Source organism: Rossellomorea sp. GQ25 (assembly GCF_059758515.1).
The window spans coordinates 14,936-34,101 of the sequence record NZ_JCAXEQ010000003.1; the positions used below are offsets into that span (position 1 = coordinate 14,936).

Below are 19,166 nucleotides of genomic sequence, written 5' to 3' on the forward strand. Positions count from 1 at the left end.
TTCTGTGTTTTAATAGATTCTGTAGTTTAATTTTAAAATGATGGAGGTTCTACATGAAAAAGAGGATTCGTAGTTTAGTAGCTTTGGTTTTCGTATTTTCGTTGATTTTCAGCCAGTTTTCCGTAATGGAATTCAAGGCGGAAGAGTCTGGTGTACCGAATGAGGAAGGAACGTTGACGATTGGGACACCGTTCGATGGGGAATTCGATGTCTCTGAAAACGTTCATTGGTATAAGGTTGATCCTTCTGAAAGTGAAATGACAGATTATACCCATTTACGGATGAAGCTTCAATCAGAACTGGAATTAAATGTGACGGTTTACTCGAGTCTGGAAAACGCGATCGATAATCAAGCCTTCGATCGATATATGGGATATTCTTTTCAGAATGAACCAGCAATCATTGACTTCCCGATTTCCTGGGTCGGTCCTTATTATATTAAGATTGAGTCCTATGGAATGGAAGAAGAGTATGCAGAGTTCGAAGAAGAGTTTGAAGATATGGTGATTCCATATACGGTCAGCTACGATGGCATTACGTTACCTCCTTCTGATGAAGCCATAGCTGAGGAGTGTCCAGCGGAGTTAAGCACGAAAGAAAGAGAAAATGGAAAAAGTATTTTAAGAGATTTACGTACCGTTCGTGAAACGGTATTAGCGAAAACGGAAAAAGGTCAAGAGTTGTCGGCTCTATATTACAAAGCTGCTCCCTTTATCAGCTCTAAAATGATTTTCAGTAAAACACTGCGTGATAGTGTTTACCGTGATCTTGTTCAATTAAAGGACTTGTTTGCCGATGTTGCAGCTAATGGCAGTGCAAGTTCATACAAAATCACTAAAGAAGATCAAAAAGCGATCAATAATCTGTACAAGAATGCACTTGAATCGACTCCTGAGTTCATCCAGGAGAAAGTCGAGAACACAGGTAAAAGCGTCGGGATTTCAAACCTGACGAATTCAACGGTTTCTACTATTCTGGCAAAAGCGGGACTTTCCCCTATTAAGGCTGCCAGTGACGAAACTCGTTTAATAGTGAAATTAAAAGATAAAAAAGATGCAGCAAGTATCCAGGGGAAAGCGGAGACGCTGGGGGTTGAATCGATCTCCCCGTTAAAGGCGAAGGATTCTTTCTTCTCTCATATGTATGTGGTAGAAGTTGATGGAGACGCTCGCGATAAAGTGTCTACAGCATCATTAAAAGCTACTTCAAAAGAGATTGCGAAGCTGCCTGAAGTCGAGTTTGTTGAACCTGTTCAACACTATAAAGCCTTGTCCGCAGATGCTCAATATCCTTACCAGTGGTCACTTAAGAATAATGGAGACAATGGCGGTACCCCTGATGCAGATATTCAGTACGAACAGCTTCAGGAGCTCCTGAAAGAAAAAGATCTGGAAGATACGGTCATTGCTGTTGTGGATACAGGTGTAGACCACACGCTGGCAGATCTGAGCAATCATGTCCTAAAGAATGACGGTTATAATTTTGTAGGACGAAATTCAGATGCGATGGATGACCACGGTCATGGAACCCATGTATCCGGAATCATCGCAGCAGAAGCGAATAATCACTATTCGATGGCAGGAATCAACCCCCACACGAAGATACTTCCTGTTAAAGTACTTGATGCATCTGGTAGCGGTGATACAGAACAAGTCGCTTACGGGATCAAATATGCAGTCGATCACGGAGCTCAAGTCATTAATTTAAGTCTTGGCGGCTCTTACAGCCGGGTCATTGAGTACGCATTGAAATATGCTCATGACCATGGAGTGACCGTGGTAGCCGCAACAGGTAATGATGGAATGGAAGAAATTTCTTACCCTGGTTCATCAAAATATGTGGTTTCCGTTGGAGCGACGAATAATATGGACCTTGTTTCTGATTACTCAAACTTTGGAAATGGAATTGACCTCGTGGCACCGGGAACGGATATTCCAAGTTTAGTTCCAGATGGAAACGTGACCTATATGAGTGGAACGTCTATGGCGACACCTCATGTGGCGGCGGTAGCTGGTTTACTGCTTTCCCATGATACCGGGTTAACGCCCGCTCAAGTAGAGAGAATTTTAACAAGAACAGCTGTCGACATTACGTTTGACGAAGAAGATAGCCCGGGTAACGACTATTATTACGAAGATGAGTATCCGTACCCTGCAGAATTGGTTCTTCCGGGATATGATACTGTATCCGGCTGGGGAAGATTGGATGCCTTAGGTGCCTTTACAGGGATCGATCAAGCGGATATTGGTACGGAACGAATCTTTGGAACCGATCGTTATGAAACGGCAGTGAAGATTTCAAGTAAAGGCTGGGAGCAATCTGATGTAGCAATAATTGCAACGGGGCGTAATTACCCGGACGCATTAAGCGCCACACCTCTTGCTTATCACCACGATGCACCATTATTGTTAACCAATTCGACAACCCTTCCTAAGTCGGTGAAGGACGAACTGAAACGCCTGAAAGTGCAAAAGGTGATTCTGGTTGGAGGGAAATCGGTTATTACGGCCAATGTCGAGAAAGAAGTCAAAGATTTAGGAATCAAGACGATTTCCCGCATCAGCGGAGCCGATCGTTATGAAACATCGGTGAAAATCGCTGAACAATTAGGTTTCACTGATCGTGCAGTCGTGGCAAGCGGGCAAAGCTTTGCGGATGCCCTTTCCATTGCCCCGATAGCGGCTTCCTTGGAAATGCCGATTCTATTAACAAAGAAAAGCGGAACACCGGATTCTGTTCGCAGCTATATTGAAGAGAGCATGTTTGAGCAGTTCTATGTAATCGGCGGAGAATCAGCTATCCCGGAAATGGTAGCTGAGGAGTTCATGAACTATGAGCGATTGAGCGGAAGTGACCGTTACGAAACGAATAGCAGCATCATCAACTATTTCGCTAGTGAATTGAACATGTCCACACCATTCATCGCAACAGGTAAGAACTATCCTGATGCCCTGGCTGGTTCTGCACTGGCAGCTGTAGAAGGAAATCCCGTAGTATTGACTCATCCGAAAGAGGCACAGTTTACAACGATGGATACCCTTACTATGTTCGCTCCGGTTACCGATAGGTATTATATTCTTGGTGGAGAAGGAGCCATCTCTGATTCGGTGGTTGAATCACTTTTGGCACAATAGTAATAATAAGAAGCCTCCATTCGATGCATTTGTATCGAATGGAGGCTTTTGTATAGTTCTGAGTTTAATAGAATATCTTCCCTGGGTTCAATCTATTTCTGGAATCCAGGAGTGTTTTAAATGATTTCATCACTTCAACAGCCCCTCCATGTTCCATTTCTTGATACTTCATCTTTCCTAGGCCGACACCATGTTCGCCCGTACATGTGCCACCAACATCTATTGCTTTCAATACCAGTTTCTCATTAATCGTTTCTGCCTGTTTCACTTCACCGGGATCATCCGGGTTATATACGATGATCGTATGGAAATTCCCATCTCCCACATGTCCGAAGACACCTCCAGAAAGGCCGCTTTCTTCTATTTGTTCACGGGCATAGACGACTAAGACTGCCAGTTTAGAAATAGGAACACATACGTCTGAACCCGCTACGGCCATTCCTTTAATATGACGATAGGCATAGGCCAGCTCATGCCGTGCCCGCCACAATTCAGCACGTTCTTTTGACCCGCTGGCACGAGCCCAATTCCCGCATCCCGATTCCTCCATTAATTCTTGTACAACGGAAGCTTCTTCCTCTGCTGAAACCAGGGTGCCTGAGAATTCGAAAAAGAGGGAGTGGGCTTCGGGAAATCGATAGTCTCCATAGACATTTACTTGCTTGATACTGCTGGCATCAACAAGCTCCATTCTTACTATAGGGATGCCGCTCATTAATACTGCATGAGCAGCCTCCGCACATGCTTTAGGTGAAGGAAAGGTGCAGCGGGCAGCGATGGTGTGTTCCGGGATGCCATGCAGTTTTAAGGTGATTTCTGAAATAATCCCCAAAGTTCCCTCTGACCCTACAAATAGGCTGTTTAAATGATAACCGCTTGAAGATTTTTTTGCTTCACTACCTGTTTTTATGATTCTGCCATCTGATAAAATCACTTCCAGGTTCAACACCTGGTCTCTCATTGAGCCATAACGGACGGCTGTTGTACCACTGGCATTCGTTGCAGTCATCCCACCAATGCTCGCATCAGCACCGGGATCTATAGGGAAATATAGCCCATGCCGATTTATTTCTTTATTGAGTTCCAAACGGGTGATTCCGGGTTGTACCGTAACCGTTAAGTCTTCAGGGTTAAATGAAATAATTTTTTTCATTCGTTCAAAGTTCATTGAAATGCCGTGATTAACAGGTATGGACTGCCCATCTAGTCCTGAGCCGGCCCCATAGGGAGTCACCGGGATATCAAATCGATTAGCTACCTGCAAGACCGCGGTAATATCGTCTTTGGTTTGGGGAAACACCACAACTTCCGGTTCAGAAGGAGGATGAAATGATTCATCTTTACTATGGCGGAATCGGTCACCATCACTAGTGCTTAATTTTTCTTTTGTAAGAATAGCGGTTAATTCTTTCATCCAATCTGTGCTCAATCCAAGTCACCTTCCTAATATTTAAAATATTCTAAATTTTATATTTACAAATAGACTAGCATAAATTATCATACTTGTATACGGTATACCTACTTATTAAGTATACGGTATACCACCAAATACATTAGACATCATGAAGAGAAAATATAAATAAAAAGATGGGAGGGAGTGACTTGCAGAGAATCATTAAGAAGGAAACGTTAGCTGAGCAAGCCTTCAATTTAATCAAAAAAGACATTATTTCTGGTAAGTTGGCACCCGATGAAGAACTTCCGGAGAAAAAGCTTGCTGAGGAGTTAGGGATCAGTCGAACCCCGATTAGGGAAGCGTTGAAGAGACTTGCAGCTGAAGGACTTATCATGATTTCAGATGCTAAGATGGCAACGGTCGCTTCATTTACCGAAGAAGACGCCTTGCAGTTCCTTGAAATCCGCGAATTATTGGAAGTATATAATCTTGAAATCATTGTAGATACATTTCAAGATCAATTACTGGAAGAATTAAAGGAAAACCTGAAATCACAATGGCAAGCGATTACAGAAGATTGTTATGAGGAATTCATTGAGCTTGATCGGGAATTTCATCTTCTATTAGCTAAAGAAAATCCAAACCCGAAACTAAGAGATATGATACATACTTCAAACACCGGAGTGAACCGTGCATTTCTGGTGCTTTCAAACACTCTCCGGTTAAGTGCCAAAGAGGCTTATGAAGAACATAACCGCATCTTCACAGCACTCCAATTAAAACATGTCGAAATAGCCAAAAAAGAGATGTCGGCTCATATGAACAACATTGAACGCAGAATTCAAGGATATTATCAAGAGGAGGAAGAAAATTGAAAAAATTCATTCCATTATTATTGATTGCCATTTTGGTTATATCAGCATGCGGACGGCCCAGTGGTTCTTCCAGTGAAGGTGATAAAGATACCTACACGATCCGGATTGCTCACTTAGTACCGGAGGAACAGTCTTCCCATGTTGCAGCGGAAACATTTAAAGAAAAACTGGAAAAAGAATCGGACGGCCGAATTAAAGTAGAGCTTTACCCTAATGGCCAGCTTTATGGATCAGATCGTGAAGCAATTGAAGCTGTTCAATTAGGGAACATTGAAATGACGATTCCCGCCGTTGCCCCCCTTGCCTCATTTAATGAAAAGTTCTTAGTGTTCGACTTACCTTTCCTCTTCAATAGTAATGAAGCAGCCTATAGAGCCCTTGATGGTGAACTTGGTCAAGAACTGATGGCCGATTTAGAAAAGAATGACCTTAAAGGCTTGGTGTTTGGAGAAAATGGTTTCCGCCACATGTCAAACAATAATGGGCCGATTGAAAATCCTGAGGAATTGAAAGGATTGAAGTTCAGGACTCTTGAAAATCCTCTTCACACAGATACGTTCAAGGCATTCGGAGCTAACGCATCACCATTCGCATTTGGTGAATTATATACTGCACTGCAACAGGGGACGTATGATGCCATGGAATGCCCGGTTTCACTTTACTACACGAATAAGTTTTATGAAGTTCAGGACTACCTATCTCTAACGGGACATGTCTATGCGGCAACTGCTCTGTTAATGAATAATGATTTCTACAATGAATTACCTGAAGATTTGCAAAAATTAGTAACAGAAGCATCTGAAGAATACCGTGATGAACAACGTGGGTTAGCTCAGGAACAAGATGTAGAGTTCTTAAATAAGCTGAAGGAAAACGGTATGCAGGTGAATGACTTAACGGATGAACAACGTGAAGCCTTCCGTGAAGCAGCGACATCTGTTTATGACCAATACGTACCGAAAATCGGTGAGGATTTAGTCGACAAGGCGTTAGAAGCAAACAACTAATAACGAAAATAAGAATCAAGGTTCACCTCCTTGATTCTTCGTTTTTTTTGAAAGGAGCAACATGTATGAAAAAGAAATTCGAGTACCTCGAAGAAATGATTCTAGTCCTCACTTTAGCCATTATGGTTGCCCTGATTTTTGCTCAAGTGGTCGGACGGTACGTCTTTTCTTCAGCACCAAGCTGGACTGAGGAAATGGCTCGATATATTCATATTTTCCAAGTATGGATTGGTGCCAGCTATGCCGTGAAAAAACGACAGCATATCCGCATTGAGGCATTTATCGATCTATTTAGAGGGACATCAAGAAAAATACTTGAAACGGTAGCGTTGATCATTTGGTTTGGATTAGCCGTATTCCTTGCTTTTTATGGGACGCAACTCGTACTTGCCAGTTTTCAAAACGGACAAATTACCCCGGCCATGCAAATCCCGATGTGGTTGCCATTCCTAGCGATTCCTATAGGCGGGGCAGGAATGGTTCTGCGTCTAGTTCAACAGTTCATCAAGATTTGGCGCACGAATGATGACGTGCCTTCTGAGGAGGTACAAGTATGACCATTGCTTTACTCTTTGGATCCCTTGCGCTTTGTTTACTCATTGGTGTTCCGATTGCCATCTCTCTTGGGGTTTCAGCCCTTGTAGCCATTTACTTTGGATCTACACTGCCCCTTGCCATCATTACTCAGAAAGCATTTACATCCTTGGATTCCTTCCCATTACTGGCAATTCCATTCTTTATGCTTGCAGGTATTTTAATGGGGAAAGGAGGAGTTTCCCAACGGCTCTTAAACCTCGCCACTGCCATGGTTGGGTGGATGGTTGGAGGGGTATCCATGGTCACCATCGTAGCCTGTATGTTCTTTGCTGCCATTTCCGGATCTGGACCAGCTACTGTCGCTGCTATAGGAGGATTCATGATTCCAGCTATGAAAGCACGTAACTACGGAGGTGGATTTGCGGCAGCCGTTGCTGCTGCTGCAGGATCAATAGGAGTCATCATACCTCCAAGCATTCCTTTTGTGTTGTACGGAGTCATCGGCGGAGTTTCTGTTGGAAGTATGTTCTTAGCTGGAATCCTTCCCGGATTGCTCATAGGTCTTGGACTGATGTTTACTGCCTATGTGATTGCAAAGAAAAGGGGATATGCTCCTGAAGAACAAATATCTTTCCGATTTAAAGATGTTGTGAAAGCAACCAATGATGCGAAATGGGCGCTGCTCATTCCTGTCATCATCTTAGGTGGGATATATGGAGGGGTATTCTCTCCGACTGAAGCTGCCGTGGTTGCTGTCGTGTATTCATTAATCATTGGTCTATTCGTCTACAAAGAATTAACGTGGAAGTCAGTATTCGAGAGTTTCCGTGAGGCAGTCGTGATTAACGCTACCACTATGATCATTATTGGTTTATCTGTATCCTTTGCGTACTTTATGACATTAGAACAAATTCCAAATGATATTTCTGTGTTCTTAACGGATCTTTCGACGAACTCACTCATCATACTCATTGCAATCAATATCCTTCTCTTAATTGTCGGGATGTTCATTGATACGATTTCTGCTTTAGTAGTCCTTACGCCAATACTATTGCCCATCGTTACAGCAGTAGGAGTAGATCCTGTACACTTTGGAGTCATCCTGGTAGCGAATTTAGCGATCGGGTTTATCACGCCACCTTTGGGTGTGAATCTATTCGTAGCTTCCAGTGTAGGAGGAGTGAGATTTGAAAAAATTGCTTGGGCGATAGTGCCATTTCTTGTTTCCATGTTCATTTGTTTACTCGTTATTACATTTTTCCCGCCGCTATCTCTCTGGTTACCAGGATTTACGAAGTAGTGTGGAAAAGAGAAAGGTGTAGAAGTATATGTCAATCACTATAAATGCGCGAGCTCAAGGATTGGTTATACCTGGAATTCGTCAGTTTTCTAATCAGTTGGTATTTTACCCTGACGCCATCAATCTTACCGTTGGACAACCTGATTTTCCTACGCCTGAAGCGGTGAAAAACGCAGGAATCATGGCCATTCTCTCGGATAAAACAGGTTATTCCCATAATGCCGGCTTACTTGAATTGAGAACCGCCATTAGAGATTTCTTCGCTGATCAATATGGCTTAGACTATGATCCGGAAACGGAAGTGATTGTAACAAATGGGGCAAGTGAAGCCATTGATTCTGTTTTCAGAACGATCCTTGAAGAAGGGGACGAAGTTATCTTACCAGCACCGCTCTACTCTGGGTACGAACCAATTATTACGATGTGTGGAGCAAAAGTCGTTTATTTAGATACATCTGTTACTCAATTCAGGCCTGCACCAGCAAAACTGGAAGCTTTAATCACGGATAAAACGAAGGCCATCTTGTTTAACTATCCATCCAATCCAACAGGTGTCACCTTGGGTAAGGAAGAAATGGATGAGCTGGTAAAAGTGATCGATAAGCATGATGTGTTCATTATTTCAGATGAAATCTATAGTGAGAATGCTTTTGAAGGAGAGCATCACTCCTTCGCATCTTATAAAAACTTGAAAGATCGATTATTTCTTATCCATGGGTTGTCGAAATCTCATTCTATGACAGGCTGGCGGATTGGTTTTGTACTGGGACCACAACCTGTTATGGAGCATGTTGTGAAGGTCCATATCTACAATGTCGTTTGTGCATCGGTACCAGGCCAATTTGCTGCCATCGAAGCATTATCGAATAATCGCCATGTCCCTGCTGAAATGAATTTGGCCTACAAAAAGCGACGGGATTTTGTCTACAAACGATTGGTGGAAATGGGATTCGAGGTAATACTTCCCAAAGGAGCATTCTATATTTTCCCCTCCATCAAACAGTACAATCTTTCTTCCCTGGAATTTGCTACTCGCCTATTGACGGAAGCCGGGGTAGCCGTAGTACCCGGTAGCACATTCACGCAATATGGAGAAGGGTATATTCGCATTTCTTTTGCCTATAGCATGGAAGTATTAGAAAAAGGACTGATTCGTTTAGAGCACTGGCTGAATCAGCAGCTTATGAAGGAGGTTATATCATGAGACAGTGGGGGACGCCTGAGTCTTTACGAGCATTATTGTGTGAGCTGGTGAGTTGGCATAGTCGAACGTTAACAGAGGGAGAATTAGATTTCCCCGTTAAGTTGTTTGAAAAAATGAAAAACATTCCTTATTTCCATTCTAACCCCGAGTTGCTTAAGCTGGGAGTAGCAGATTTTGGCCGTAAGTTTTTAACTGCTTTATACAAGCATGAAAAAGCGGATAAAACGATTGTGTTAATCAGTCACTTCGATACGGTTAGTACAGAAGAATATGGAGAGCTAGAAGCACTCGCTTTCAATCCGGAGAGCTTAACCAGCGAACTGAAACAGTATATTGATGAACTGCATCCCGAAGCCCAAAATGATTTACGTTCCGGGGACTACCTATGGGGACGGGGGATCATGGATATGAAAGCGGGATTAGCCATTCATATGGGTATCATTGAAAAGGCTGCCCATGAAGAGTGGCCGATCAATCTTGTCTTATTAACAGTACCGGATGAAGAGGTCAATTCATCTGGAATGCGTTCAGCGGTCGCTGTATTAAATGAATTAAAAGAAGAATATGATCTTGACTATACTCTCTTTCTAAATGGTGAACCGGTATTTTCCCAGAAACCTACCGATACGGCATATCACGTTTATTCAGGCTCAATCGGTAAAATTATGCCATCCGCACTCTTTTATGGAAGAGAGACTCATGTTGGTGAACCTTTAAGTGGGATGACTTCTTCTTTTATTGCGTCATTTCTTACTCAGAAAATGGAATGGAATCCACTATTTAGAGAAACAGAATACGGAGAGAATGCTCCTCTTCCCATTACACTTCAGCAAGAAGATCTAAGGCTTAATTATTCAGCACAAACTCCATATGGAACTGTCGCTCTATATAATGTCTTTACAATGAAACGAACAGCCGCGGATATCATGAACATATTTGAGCAGGTTGCCGTGTCTGCAGCGGAGGAATGCAATGAATGGTATCGTCAATTATGTAAACGAGAGGGGATTCCTTCTGTAGGAAAGGTTTCAGTCCTTCGTTATTCCGAGCTGGTTGAATATGCTGAAAAGAAGCTGGGGAAAGATTATATCGAGGCCCTGAAACATGACATAGGGATAAACCAAGGGGACGATCGTGAGAAATCCTTTAGAATTGCCGATACACTCCTCATTAATTGTCAGGAGCTGACACCTGCCATTGTACTGATGTTTACGCCACCTTATTATCCTGCTGTCAATACGTCTGAGCATCCTTTGGTGTTAAAATGTATAGAAAAAGTAACGGAAACAGCTAAGGAGCAATTTAATCTGCCTGTCGAACAAGCACATTACTTTAATGGAATATCTGACCTCAGCTATGTGAACTATCAGGACAATAACAAAGGCTGGGCTGTATTTGAAGAAAATACCCCTGTGTGGAGCACCACTTATAGCATTCCATTTAAAGAGATGAATAAGTTAGAGGGTCCTGTTCTCAACGTAGGACCATTTGGAAAAGACGCCCACAAACGTACAGAACGATTGCATGTGGAAAGCGCGTTTATAAAGACTCCTATTTTTGTGGAGGATGTGATCAAGGAAGTTATGCGGTTCAAAGAGCACGAAGGAAGCAATTTAGGAATGTGTAAAACGCATGACTGATGCTCATTTTGTTACCCATCTCTACTCAAATCCAAAATTCACTTATTGTGAATTTTGGATTTTTGTTTTTGGGGAATGTGTTGAGAGTTAATGACAAAACAATGGGAAATGAATGATTAAACCTGACTTTTAATGTTTAGGCTGTTAATAATTGTTGTTGATTTCCACAAAAATAAATTTATTGTCTTCCGGGGATCAATGAATTTTGTAAAAAGCTAACAACCTATAATGGTGTAGGACCGTAGCTTCTACTATTAACTAATTCCCTCCCTTTTTCATTCTGAAGTCATTTTGGTCCCTACAAATGAAAAATAATCTAGTTTCTTAAGTGAAATAGGATCATTTGGTCGATTTTCATGACTTTAGAATATGATCGTGAAGGAAACTAAGGGTTAGATAAGACTCTCCCTGGTTTATGAGCCACTTTTCGTTACTTATGATCCATTATTGGAATATATAAGCCGAAATCAACACTTTTTGATTCGGAATTCTGTTTTATGAGCCAGTTTTTCATACTTATGTGCTGTTTGTCGAAAATTGTTAAATGGACAGACGCCACTGCAACCGTTTTCTTCCCGTTACACGTAAAATTTCCCCAGGATTGAACATTTATACATTGCTCATGTGGGGAACACTACGCACTCTTCCAACAGGTGTCCAGACTTTCCCATCAATTTATCTAGGTGAGAATGGAACAATCAATTTTTAAATGAGCGAATGTTATCGAATGATTTGTTTCGACACTATCTCCCAGGAAATAATCCAATTCCTCAAATTATGAGATTTTTCTCAAAAATATATAAATATAAATGGAAATCTTCTGGCATTAGTATATAATAGTAATAAAGTCTCATATTTAAGAAGATTCAGATAAAAGAGGCTTTATTATAAAAGGAAAAGGATGGTGTTTGTATTGAAGGAATTAAAGGTGCTGATTACTCGAAGGACGGTGGCGATTGGTCCTGCGTATGATGGGATTCATCAATCGGTCATGTATGACTATTCCGGGAGAAAGACATTCAGTGAAAAATCCGTAATGGAGATTTTGGAAGATTCCTGTATGGTTTATCGCTCCACCTATGACGGCAGGATCAAAGCCGTTCGCCATGCTACGAAGTATTTACGGAAGACACCTCTTATGGTCTGCCCGCAAGAATTCATCTATGCGATACCCACCATCGCTCCAACCGACTATGATTGTATCTGGTTATTCTGCCAGCATATCGAGTCAACTGTCACTTCAGAGGGAAAAACATACATCCAGTTTACGAATGGCGAGCAGTTGGAAATCAACTGTTCAGAAAAAGTGATCACCAAACAACGGGAACGGGCGGCTGCCACCATGAACCACTTCGTCAGCTTCCCATCCCGCTCAGCAATGAGAAGGGCTGAAAGCGAACTATATCTTCCAGGATTTCATCCAGGAATGCTTGATTCAGCAGACATTACAAATGATTCTCAGATCGATTTTTGAGGGACGGACCTCTGAATGTAAAGAAAGATAGACATAAACTAAAGAAAAAACAGGAGTAGGAAGCTTGTTCCAACTCCTATTTGTCGTTTTATTCTTTTATGAACCCCCCCATTCTAGAAAACTTCTCCTCCTTTTCCACAAAAAACATAGGTCTGTTTTAAAATAAAATTTCATACAATGAAAAATACAATTGAAATTTAATTTCAAACATGATTATAATAGAAGTAATGAAAACGCATACAGACTCTTGGGAGGAATGACTTATGAAAGATAAATTTTTTGAATTATCAACAGAGAAGGTAAATCAGAATACGCTTGGGATCGATACAGCTAGTACAGGTGAGATTCTCCGCATGATGAATGAGGAAGATCAGAAGGTGGCTTTGGTTGTTCAAGAGGTGATTCCTCAAGTGGAACAAGCGGTCGACGAGGTAGTGAAGTCCATCTCTCAGGGCGGAAGATTGATATATATAGGTGCGGGTACAAGCGGCAGACTCGGTGTGCTTGACGCGGTGGAATGTCCTCCGACCTTTAGTGTCAGTAGTGACGTCGTTATCGGATTGATTGCAGGAGGGGAAAAAGCATTTGTCAAAGCGGTTGAGGGAGCTGAGGACGATGAGGAGTTAGGTGTATCCGACCTGAAAGAAATCGGGCTGACGTCGGTGGATACGGTGGTCGGGATTGCAGCGAGCGGACGTACCCCGTATGTCATCGGAGGTCTAAGGTATGCAAGAGAACTCGGTGCTACTACAGTTGCATTATCGTGTAATACAGGCTCAAAAATTTCTGCAGAAGCAAAGCATGCGATTGAAGTAGATGCCGGACCGGAAGCCTTAACCGGATCCACTCGTTTAAAAGCCGGAACTGCACAGAAAATGGTCCTCAACATGATTTCGACTGCGGCCATGATCAAGCTGGGTAAGGCTTATGGGAATCTGATGGTAGATGTGAATATCAGTAACTATAAGCTGGAGCAGCGAGCGATCGGAATCATCGAGAGTATCACAGGTGCTGATAGGGAAACGGCAGCATCCACCTTAAAGAAAGCAAACAACGAAGTGAAACCTTCCATTGTGATGATCACTCTTGGCTGTGATTATGAAGAAGCGAAGAGGCGATTAGAAGATGCCAATGGTTATGTTCGATTAGCCATTGAAAAATAGGCTTTTTGTATAGGGGTACCTGTCCAGATCTCTTCATAGAAATAGAAGGGAAAAAGGAATACAAAGAAGACTTGAAAGGGGAAGCTGAACAATGACGAATAAAGAATTGGCTGGCGTTATTTTAGAGCAGTTTGGCGGTGCTGATAATATAGCAAGCTATGAAAATTGTATGACTAGACTGAGAGTGAAAGTATATGACGAAGATCTGGTACAAAAGACGAGCATCAAGAAGATTGAAGGAGTATTAGGTTTTGTAGAAGATGAAACGTACCAGGTGATTTTAGGGCCGGGTAAAGTCAATAAAGTAACAGAAGAATTCGGGAAACTGGTTGCTGAGGGCTCTGGTGATCTTGACTTGAAAGCTCGTGCTGCCGAGCAAAAAGCTGATTTGAAAAAGAAGAATAGCACACCCTTTAAATTACTCCTAAGACGAGTGGCGAATATTTTCATTCCTCTTATTCCTGCGTTGATTGCGTCAGGATTGATTACAGGGTTTACGAAGTTCTTCGTTCAAGCCGGCTGGTTAAATGGTGAGTCACAGCTTGTGATGATGCTATCAATCATCGGAAGTGGATTATTCGGCTATCTCGGTATCCTTGTCGGGATGAATGCGGCGAAGGAGTTCGGTGGATCTCCTGCACTTGGTGGTTTGGCGGGTATTCTGATTATTAACCCTGCCATTGGTGATGTGACGCTATTTGGTGAAAATCTGCTTCCAGGCAGGGGCGGACTGATCGGAGTATTGATTGCTGCAATTTTTATGGCGTTTGTTGAGAAGAAGGTACGTAAGGTTATTCCACAAGCAGTGGACATCATCGTTACCCCAACGATTGCGTTACTTGTCACGGGATTATTAACATACACGGTGTTCATGCCGGTAGGTGGATTTATTTCAGATTTGATCACGAACGGACTCCTTTCGCTGATTGAAATGGGTGGATTAGTGGCAGGATTCGTGCTCGGTGCCACCTTCCTGCCCCTGGTCGTAACAGGGTTACATCAAGGACTGACACCGGTTCATTTGGAACTGATCAACACAATCGGGGACGACCCGCTTCTTCCAATCCTTGCAATGGGTGGAGCAGGACAGGTTGGAGCAGCTTTCGCGATCTTCATGAAAACGAAGAAGAAGAAGTTGAAGAGAGCCATTGGCGGAGCTCTTCCTGCAGGGATGCTTGGAATTGGTGAACCGCTTATCTTTGGTGTGACGTTACCATTAGGCAGACCATTCCTGACGGCTTGTTTAGGTGCTGGATTCGGCGGAGCATTCCAAGCGTACTTTGATGTCGCGACATTCGCGATCGGTGTCTCAGGATTGCCGCTGATTTTTCTTGTGAATGCAGGAGAAATTCTTTACTACACTATCGGACTTTTAATTGCCTATGCAGCCGGGTTTGCTATCACGTATCTGGTTGGCTTTAAAGACGAAATGGCAAGTGAGTTCGAATGATCGGAATCTCCGTTTATTTATCTGATGAAGCAGCCGAAGAGAGAATTCTTCGCGCTTCTTCGCTGGGTATCAATCTGGCGTTCACCTCTCTTCACATTCCTGAAGAATCGGCATTTAGCAGGGAGCATGTCGGTCACCTGTTATCCATTTTTAAAAGTGAAGGGTTCGAAGTGTTCGCCGATGTATCAAAAAACACTTCCTCCTTCTTAGGGTTGGACAGTTTTGAAGAGTTAAAGGAATTGGGTGTGACGGCACTGCGTCTGGATGATGGGTTTACAGTTGAAGAAATGTTGGCGTTATCCCAGCACTTTCAGATTGCCATCAATGCCAGTACGGTTGGGGAAAGGGAGCTTCAAGAGTGGACCTCGAGCGGACTGGAAACAGGAAGCATGGTAGCGTGGCATAATTTTTATCCTAAACCTGAAACAGGATTGGATCAGGATTATTATAAGAAGCAACAAAAACTGTTTGAAGCTTTAGACATTCCGGTTTATGCCTTTATACCGGGTGACGAGGAAAAAAGAGGACCGTTATACAAGGGTCTCCCAACTTTGGAGGATCATCGTGATCAAAACCCTTACTGGAGTGCCATCCAATTGAGACGTTGGGGTGTCCAGGGTGTATTCATTGGGGATCCCGGATGTTCACAGGAACTGCTTCGTAAGCTAATGGATTACAATCAAGAAAATGTAATGGAGCTTGCGTATGAGGGCGGCGGTGAAATTGAGGGAGAATATCAACTCAGACCTGATCCGGGAAGAGATGTGTATCGATTCCTGGATACAAGGGCGAGTCACGATGTTCCCCCTTCAAATACCGTGGAAAGACCCCGGGGGACCATCACCCAGGACAATGATCTGTATGGACGCTATAAAGGGGAAATGCAGATTGTCCGAAATGATCTGGAGAAAAACCCTGCTGTGAACGTAGTCGGTAGAATTCGTGAGGAAGACCTTGGTCTATTGGAGTTATTGGAGCCTGGTCAAAAGATACGGTTGATAAGAGTGATAAGAGGGACGGACCTCAGAGAGTGAAGTGTCCGAATAAAAAGTCTTCTAATGATTGTTCATTAGGAGATTTTTTTTGTTTCAGTAGGATACATCTTCTATTCGACACGGTCCATACTAATTAGAAAACACTTCTGCAATTCAAAGTGAAATGGAGGGACGACATTGAAATTAGACAAAAAACACATGCTATTCATAACGGGACTGGCGGGTTTTATGGTTCTACTTTGGGTGTTATTCCCTCCTGCTATATCTGGACGGGACATCGAAGAGAGAGGTTCTTCTACTACCTCCATCGCTGCCCATTGGATCTTCTCGAAGGATTATATTCAATCCGGAACGATCACCGGGAAGAATCTAGTGATGAAAGATGTAAGTGGGAACGCCAATCATCTCCGGTTAATCAACCTTGAAGACTCCAATCAAAAACTTCCTTTCATCCGCTGGTCGGAAGAAGATTACGAACAAAAGGCTGAGATGGAAACCCTACAATTTAATCACAAAAAAAGTGATGCTGGAGGTCAATACTTTCAAACGGGTAAAGGTGCCCCTTTGAATCATAATCGCTTTAAAAACGGATATACGATCGAGGTATTATTCAAACTGCCGAAACAGTTCTCTCCAAAAGAGCACGGTGGAATGAGCATCCTTTCAAGGAGTGGGCAACGCTCCAACTTATCTGTATCCGAATATAAACAAATTCACTGGACCAGTCATCCCTTGAATCTTCAACGCACCGAAACAGAATGGTCCCTTGCCCTGGATAGTGAAGAAGACTGGTATCATGTAGCGATCATTAATGACGGGAAAAATACTGTCATCTATATAAATGGAGAAGCCGGCTTTCGACACTCCACTGCTGAAATGTTCGGGATTGATTTTGCAAAAGGAAAAGGATGGAATATCGGGGCATCAGAAAGAGAGAATAAAGCGAATGCTTTGTTTACAGGGAATTTACAGGAAATCCGCATCGCCAATGGATCTCTCAAGAAAGAAGACTGGCTTATCCAACATAAACCCGGTGATCACGTCAAAAATGGGTCCAATCAATATCAATCATTACGAACGAAGAAGAAGAATTATTCCTTTGTTTTCGTCCCGGATCCTCAAAAAACTGTACGCTATAAACCAGAGATATTCAAAGAACAAATGAGATGGATTTCAAAGAGGTATGACAGGTTAAACATCGCCATGACTGCTTTTTTAGGAGATATGGTCGATCAAAGCGACTCGTTGGAGGAATGGGTCCACTCTTCTACTAGCGTCGGTATCCTCGACAAAAGAAAGGCACCGTATGTTACTATTGCAGGAAATCATGACTACGGTAAAGGAGATCCCTATCTTAAATATTATGGATCGACGCGTTTTACGGGCAAATCGTATTATAAAGATTCTTCTCCAAGCGGGTATAGTTCGTATTCCATCATTAAAGCGGGAAGTTATCATTACTTATTTCTATCCCTCGATATGGAACATATGAAAGAGGATATTCCTTGGGCAAAAAAGGTTCTAAAAGCACACCCAAAAACACCGACCATCCTTCTTTCTCATCAAATCATCAGTATAGATGGAGCCGCTCCAATTGATACGGAGAGAGGGGCACTGGTCTGGAAAGAACTGGTCAATCCATTTAACCAGGTGTTTATGACGGTCAATGGCCATCATCAAGGATCCACTCACAGAATGAAACAAAATGCAGCAGGTAATCAAGTTTTACAAATGCTTGTCGACTACCAGTCAAGCTATCACGGGGGCAATGGCTGGATGAGGTTTGCAGAATTTGATGAATCAGACAAAGTGATTTTGTTTAAGACCTATTCCCCATGGGTGGATAAGCTGCCGCGGCCACAGAAAACGTATTTCGATGTGGCGTATTTAACGGGGGTACGTGATCAATTTCAGCTACCTTTTGATTTTGAGGAGCGGTTTGATTTTGGACATTGAAATAGTTGATTCCGGTACAGTATGCATTTTTTTCAAAGCATGAAGAAATATCTTCATGCTTTTTACATAATTTTATATTTTAATCCTTATAAGAAGATTTGAACTTTTACTTCCTTGTTCCACACTGTATTAACCTTTACAATACTCTGAAGAAATATATCTATATTCGTGGAGATTTGTCGTGAAATGATAGATTATGTCTCGTTATCTCATATATAATAAGCATTGTAACTCAAATGGTAATGCCGTCTTCTACTAATTTAAAGGATGATTTCAGTGGACAACATTGTGATAACAGGGGGAATGGAAGCACTCATACGTTGGAGAAGTAAAACCTTAGGTAATGTATCTCCAGCTGAATTCATTTCAATAGCTGAGGAAACTGGACTGATTATCCCTATTGGAGAATGGGTCCTTGATAATGCTTTGAAACAAAATCATCGATGGCAAAAGGCGGGATATAAAGCATTGAAAGTAGGAGTTAACATCTCGATTAGACAACTCCTGGACAAATCATTTGTTGGAAAAGTGGAAGAAAGTATCAAGAAAAACAATATCAATCCAGCTTACATTGATTTTAGAAGTAACAGAAAGCGTTGCTATGTGCGATCAAGAAGTGATGGTTTCTAAACTACAGGAATTAAAGAGTTTAGGAGTAAGTTTATCTATGGATGACTTTGGAACGGGCTATTCATCTCTAAGTTACTTAAAGAAATATCCCTTAGATACGTTAAAAATCGATCGTTCTTTCATTAGAGGAATTACAACTCATGAAGATCATCAAGCTATTGTAAGAAGCACTATTTCTATGGCGAAACATCTTCACTAAAAACGTAACCGCAGAAGGAGTGGAGAGTCAGGAGGAATATCTGTTCTTGAAAAGTAGTAACTGTGATATGGTACAAGGATATGGGATTGGTCACCCAATGTCACCTGAGGAGTTTGAGACAAATGTATTTAAGGAAAATTCTTTACCTGAATGGTTATGAAAATAATAAAAAAGCATGAAGAATGACCTTCATGCTTTTTTAATAC

Annotated in this window: 15 protein-coding genes; 14 read left to right on the forward strand and 1 reads right to left on the reverse strand. The window is 42.2% G+C overall.

The features are described from left to right. Positions 1–53 precede the first annotated feature (53 nt). On the forward strand, positions 54–3,134 hold the full coding sequence (locus tag AC6CIB_RS11000; RefSeq protein ID WP_498280622.1) for a cell wall-binding repeat-containing protein: 3,081 nt from the start codon (positions 54–56) through the stop codon (positions 3,132–3,134). 64 nt (positions 3,135–3,198) lie between these two features. On the opposite strand, the gene AC6CIB_RS11005 is transcribed toward AC6CIB_RS11000, so the two are convergent. Next, complete coding sequence (locus tag AC6CIB_RS11005; RefSeq protein ID WP_498280624.1) at positions 3,199–4,563, reverse strand: FAD-binding oxidoreductase; 1,365 nt, start codon at positions 4,561–4,563, stop codon at positions 3,199–3,201. 173 nt (positions 4,564–4,736) lie between these two features. Between AC6CIB_RS11005 and AC6CIB_RS11010 the strand changes: the two genes are divergently transcribed. From AC6CIB_RS11010 to AC6CIB_RS11070, 13 genes are all read left to right on the forward strand, one after another. Then, the gene (locus AC6CIB_RS11010) at positions 4,737–5,405 is read left to right on the forward strand and encodes a GntR family transcriptional regulator (RefSeq protein ID WP_498280626.1); all 669 of its coding nucleotides are present in this window, start codon (positions 4,737–4,739) and stop codon (positions 5,403–5,405) included. Beyond that, positions 5,402–6,412 (forward strand): TRAP transporter substrate-binding protein, encoded by a 1,011-nt coding sequence (locus AC6CIB_RS11015; protein ID WP_498280628.1) that lies wholly within the window; start codon positions 5,402–5,404, stop codon positions 6,410–6,412. Before AC6CIB_RS11010 ends, AC6CIB_RS11015 begins: the two co-directional genes overlap by 4 nt. Positions 6,413–6,477: 65 nt before the next feature. Further along, positions 6,478–6,969: a TRAP transporter small permease gene (locus tag AC6CIB_RS11020; RefSeq protein ID WP_498280630.1), complete on the forward strand. Its 492-nt coding sequence runs from the start codon at positions 6,478–6,480 to the stop codon at positions 6,967–6,969. Then, the gene (locus AC6CIB_RS11025; protein WP_498280631.1) at positions 6,966–8,249 is read left to right on the forward strand and encodes a TRAP transporter large permease; all 1,284 of its coding nucleotides are present in this window, start codon (positions 6,966–6,968) and stop codon (positions 8,247–8,249) included. Before AC6CIB_RS11020 ends, AC6CIB_RS11025 begins: the two co-directional genes overlap by 4 nt. Before the next feature lie 28 nt (positions 8,250–8,277). After that, entirely contained in the window at positions 8,278–9,453 is a 1,176-nt protein-coding gene (locus AC6CIB_RS11030) for an aminotransferase class I/II-fold pyridoxal phosphate-dependent enzyme (protein WP_498280633.1), read from the forward strand. After that, a complete protein-coding gene (locus AC6CIB_RS11035; RefSeq protein WP_498280634.1) occupies positions 9,450–11,093 on the forward strand; it encodes a M20/M25/M40 family metallo-hydrolase in 1,644 nt (547 codons plus the stop codon). Before AC6CIB_RS11030 ends, AC6CIB_RS11035 begins: the two co-directional genes overlap by 4 nt. A gap of 913 nt (positions 11,094–12,006) precedes the next feature. Beyond that, complete coding sequence (locus tag AC6CIB_RS11040) at positions 12,007–12,567, forward strand: competence protein ComK (RefSeq protein WP_498280636.1); 561 nt, start codon at positions 12,007–12,009, stop codon at positions 12,565–12,567. Positions 12,568–12,830: 263 nt separating this feature from the next. Next, positions 12,831–13,730, forward strand: coding sequence for an N-acetylmuramic acid 6-phosphate etherase (gene murQ / locus AC6CIB_RS11045; RefSeq protein ID WP_498280638.1), 900 nt, complete (start codon positions 12,831–12,833; stop codon positions 13,728–13,730). A 91-nt stretch (positions 13,731–13,821) separates the two neighbouring features. Further along, on the forward strand, positions 13,822–15,180 hold the full coding sequence (locus AC6CIB_RS11050) for a PTS transporter subunit EIIC (RefSeq protein WP_498280640.1): 1,359 nt from the start codon (positions 13,822–13,824) through the stop codon (positions 15,178–15,180). Beyond that, positions 15,177–16,214, forward strand: coding sequence for a MupG family TIM beta-alpha barrel fold protein (locus tag AC6CIB_RS11055; protein WP_498280642.1), 1,038 nt, complete (start codon positions 15,177–15,179; stop codon positions 16,212–16,214). Before AC6CIB_RS11050 ends, AC6CIB_RS11055 begins: the two co-directional genes overlap by 4 nt. Before the next feature lie 138 nt (positions 16,215–16,352). After that, entirely contained in the window at positions 16,353–18,131 is a 1,779-nt protein-coding gene (locus AC6CIB_RS11060) for a LamG-like jellyroll fold domain-containing protein (RefSeq protein WP_498280644.1), read from the forward strand. Positions 18,132–18,407: 276 nt separating this feature from the next. Beyond that, a complete protein-coding gene (locus AC6CIB_RS11065) occupies positions 18,408–18,761 on the forward strand; it encodes an EAL domain-containing protein (protein WP_498280646.1) in 354 nt (117 codons plus the stop codon). Next, positions 18,703–18,960, forward strand: coding sequence for an EAL domain-containing protein (locus AC6CIB_RS11070; RefSeq protein ID WP_498280648.1), 258 nt, complete (start codon positions 18,703–18,705; stop codon positions 18,958–18,960). The genes AC6CIB_RS11065 and AC6CIB_RS11070 overlap by 59 nt, the downstream gene beginning before the upstream one ends. Positions 18,961–19,166: the final 206 nt, after the last annotated feature.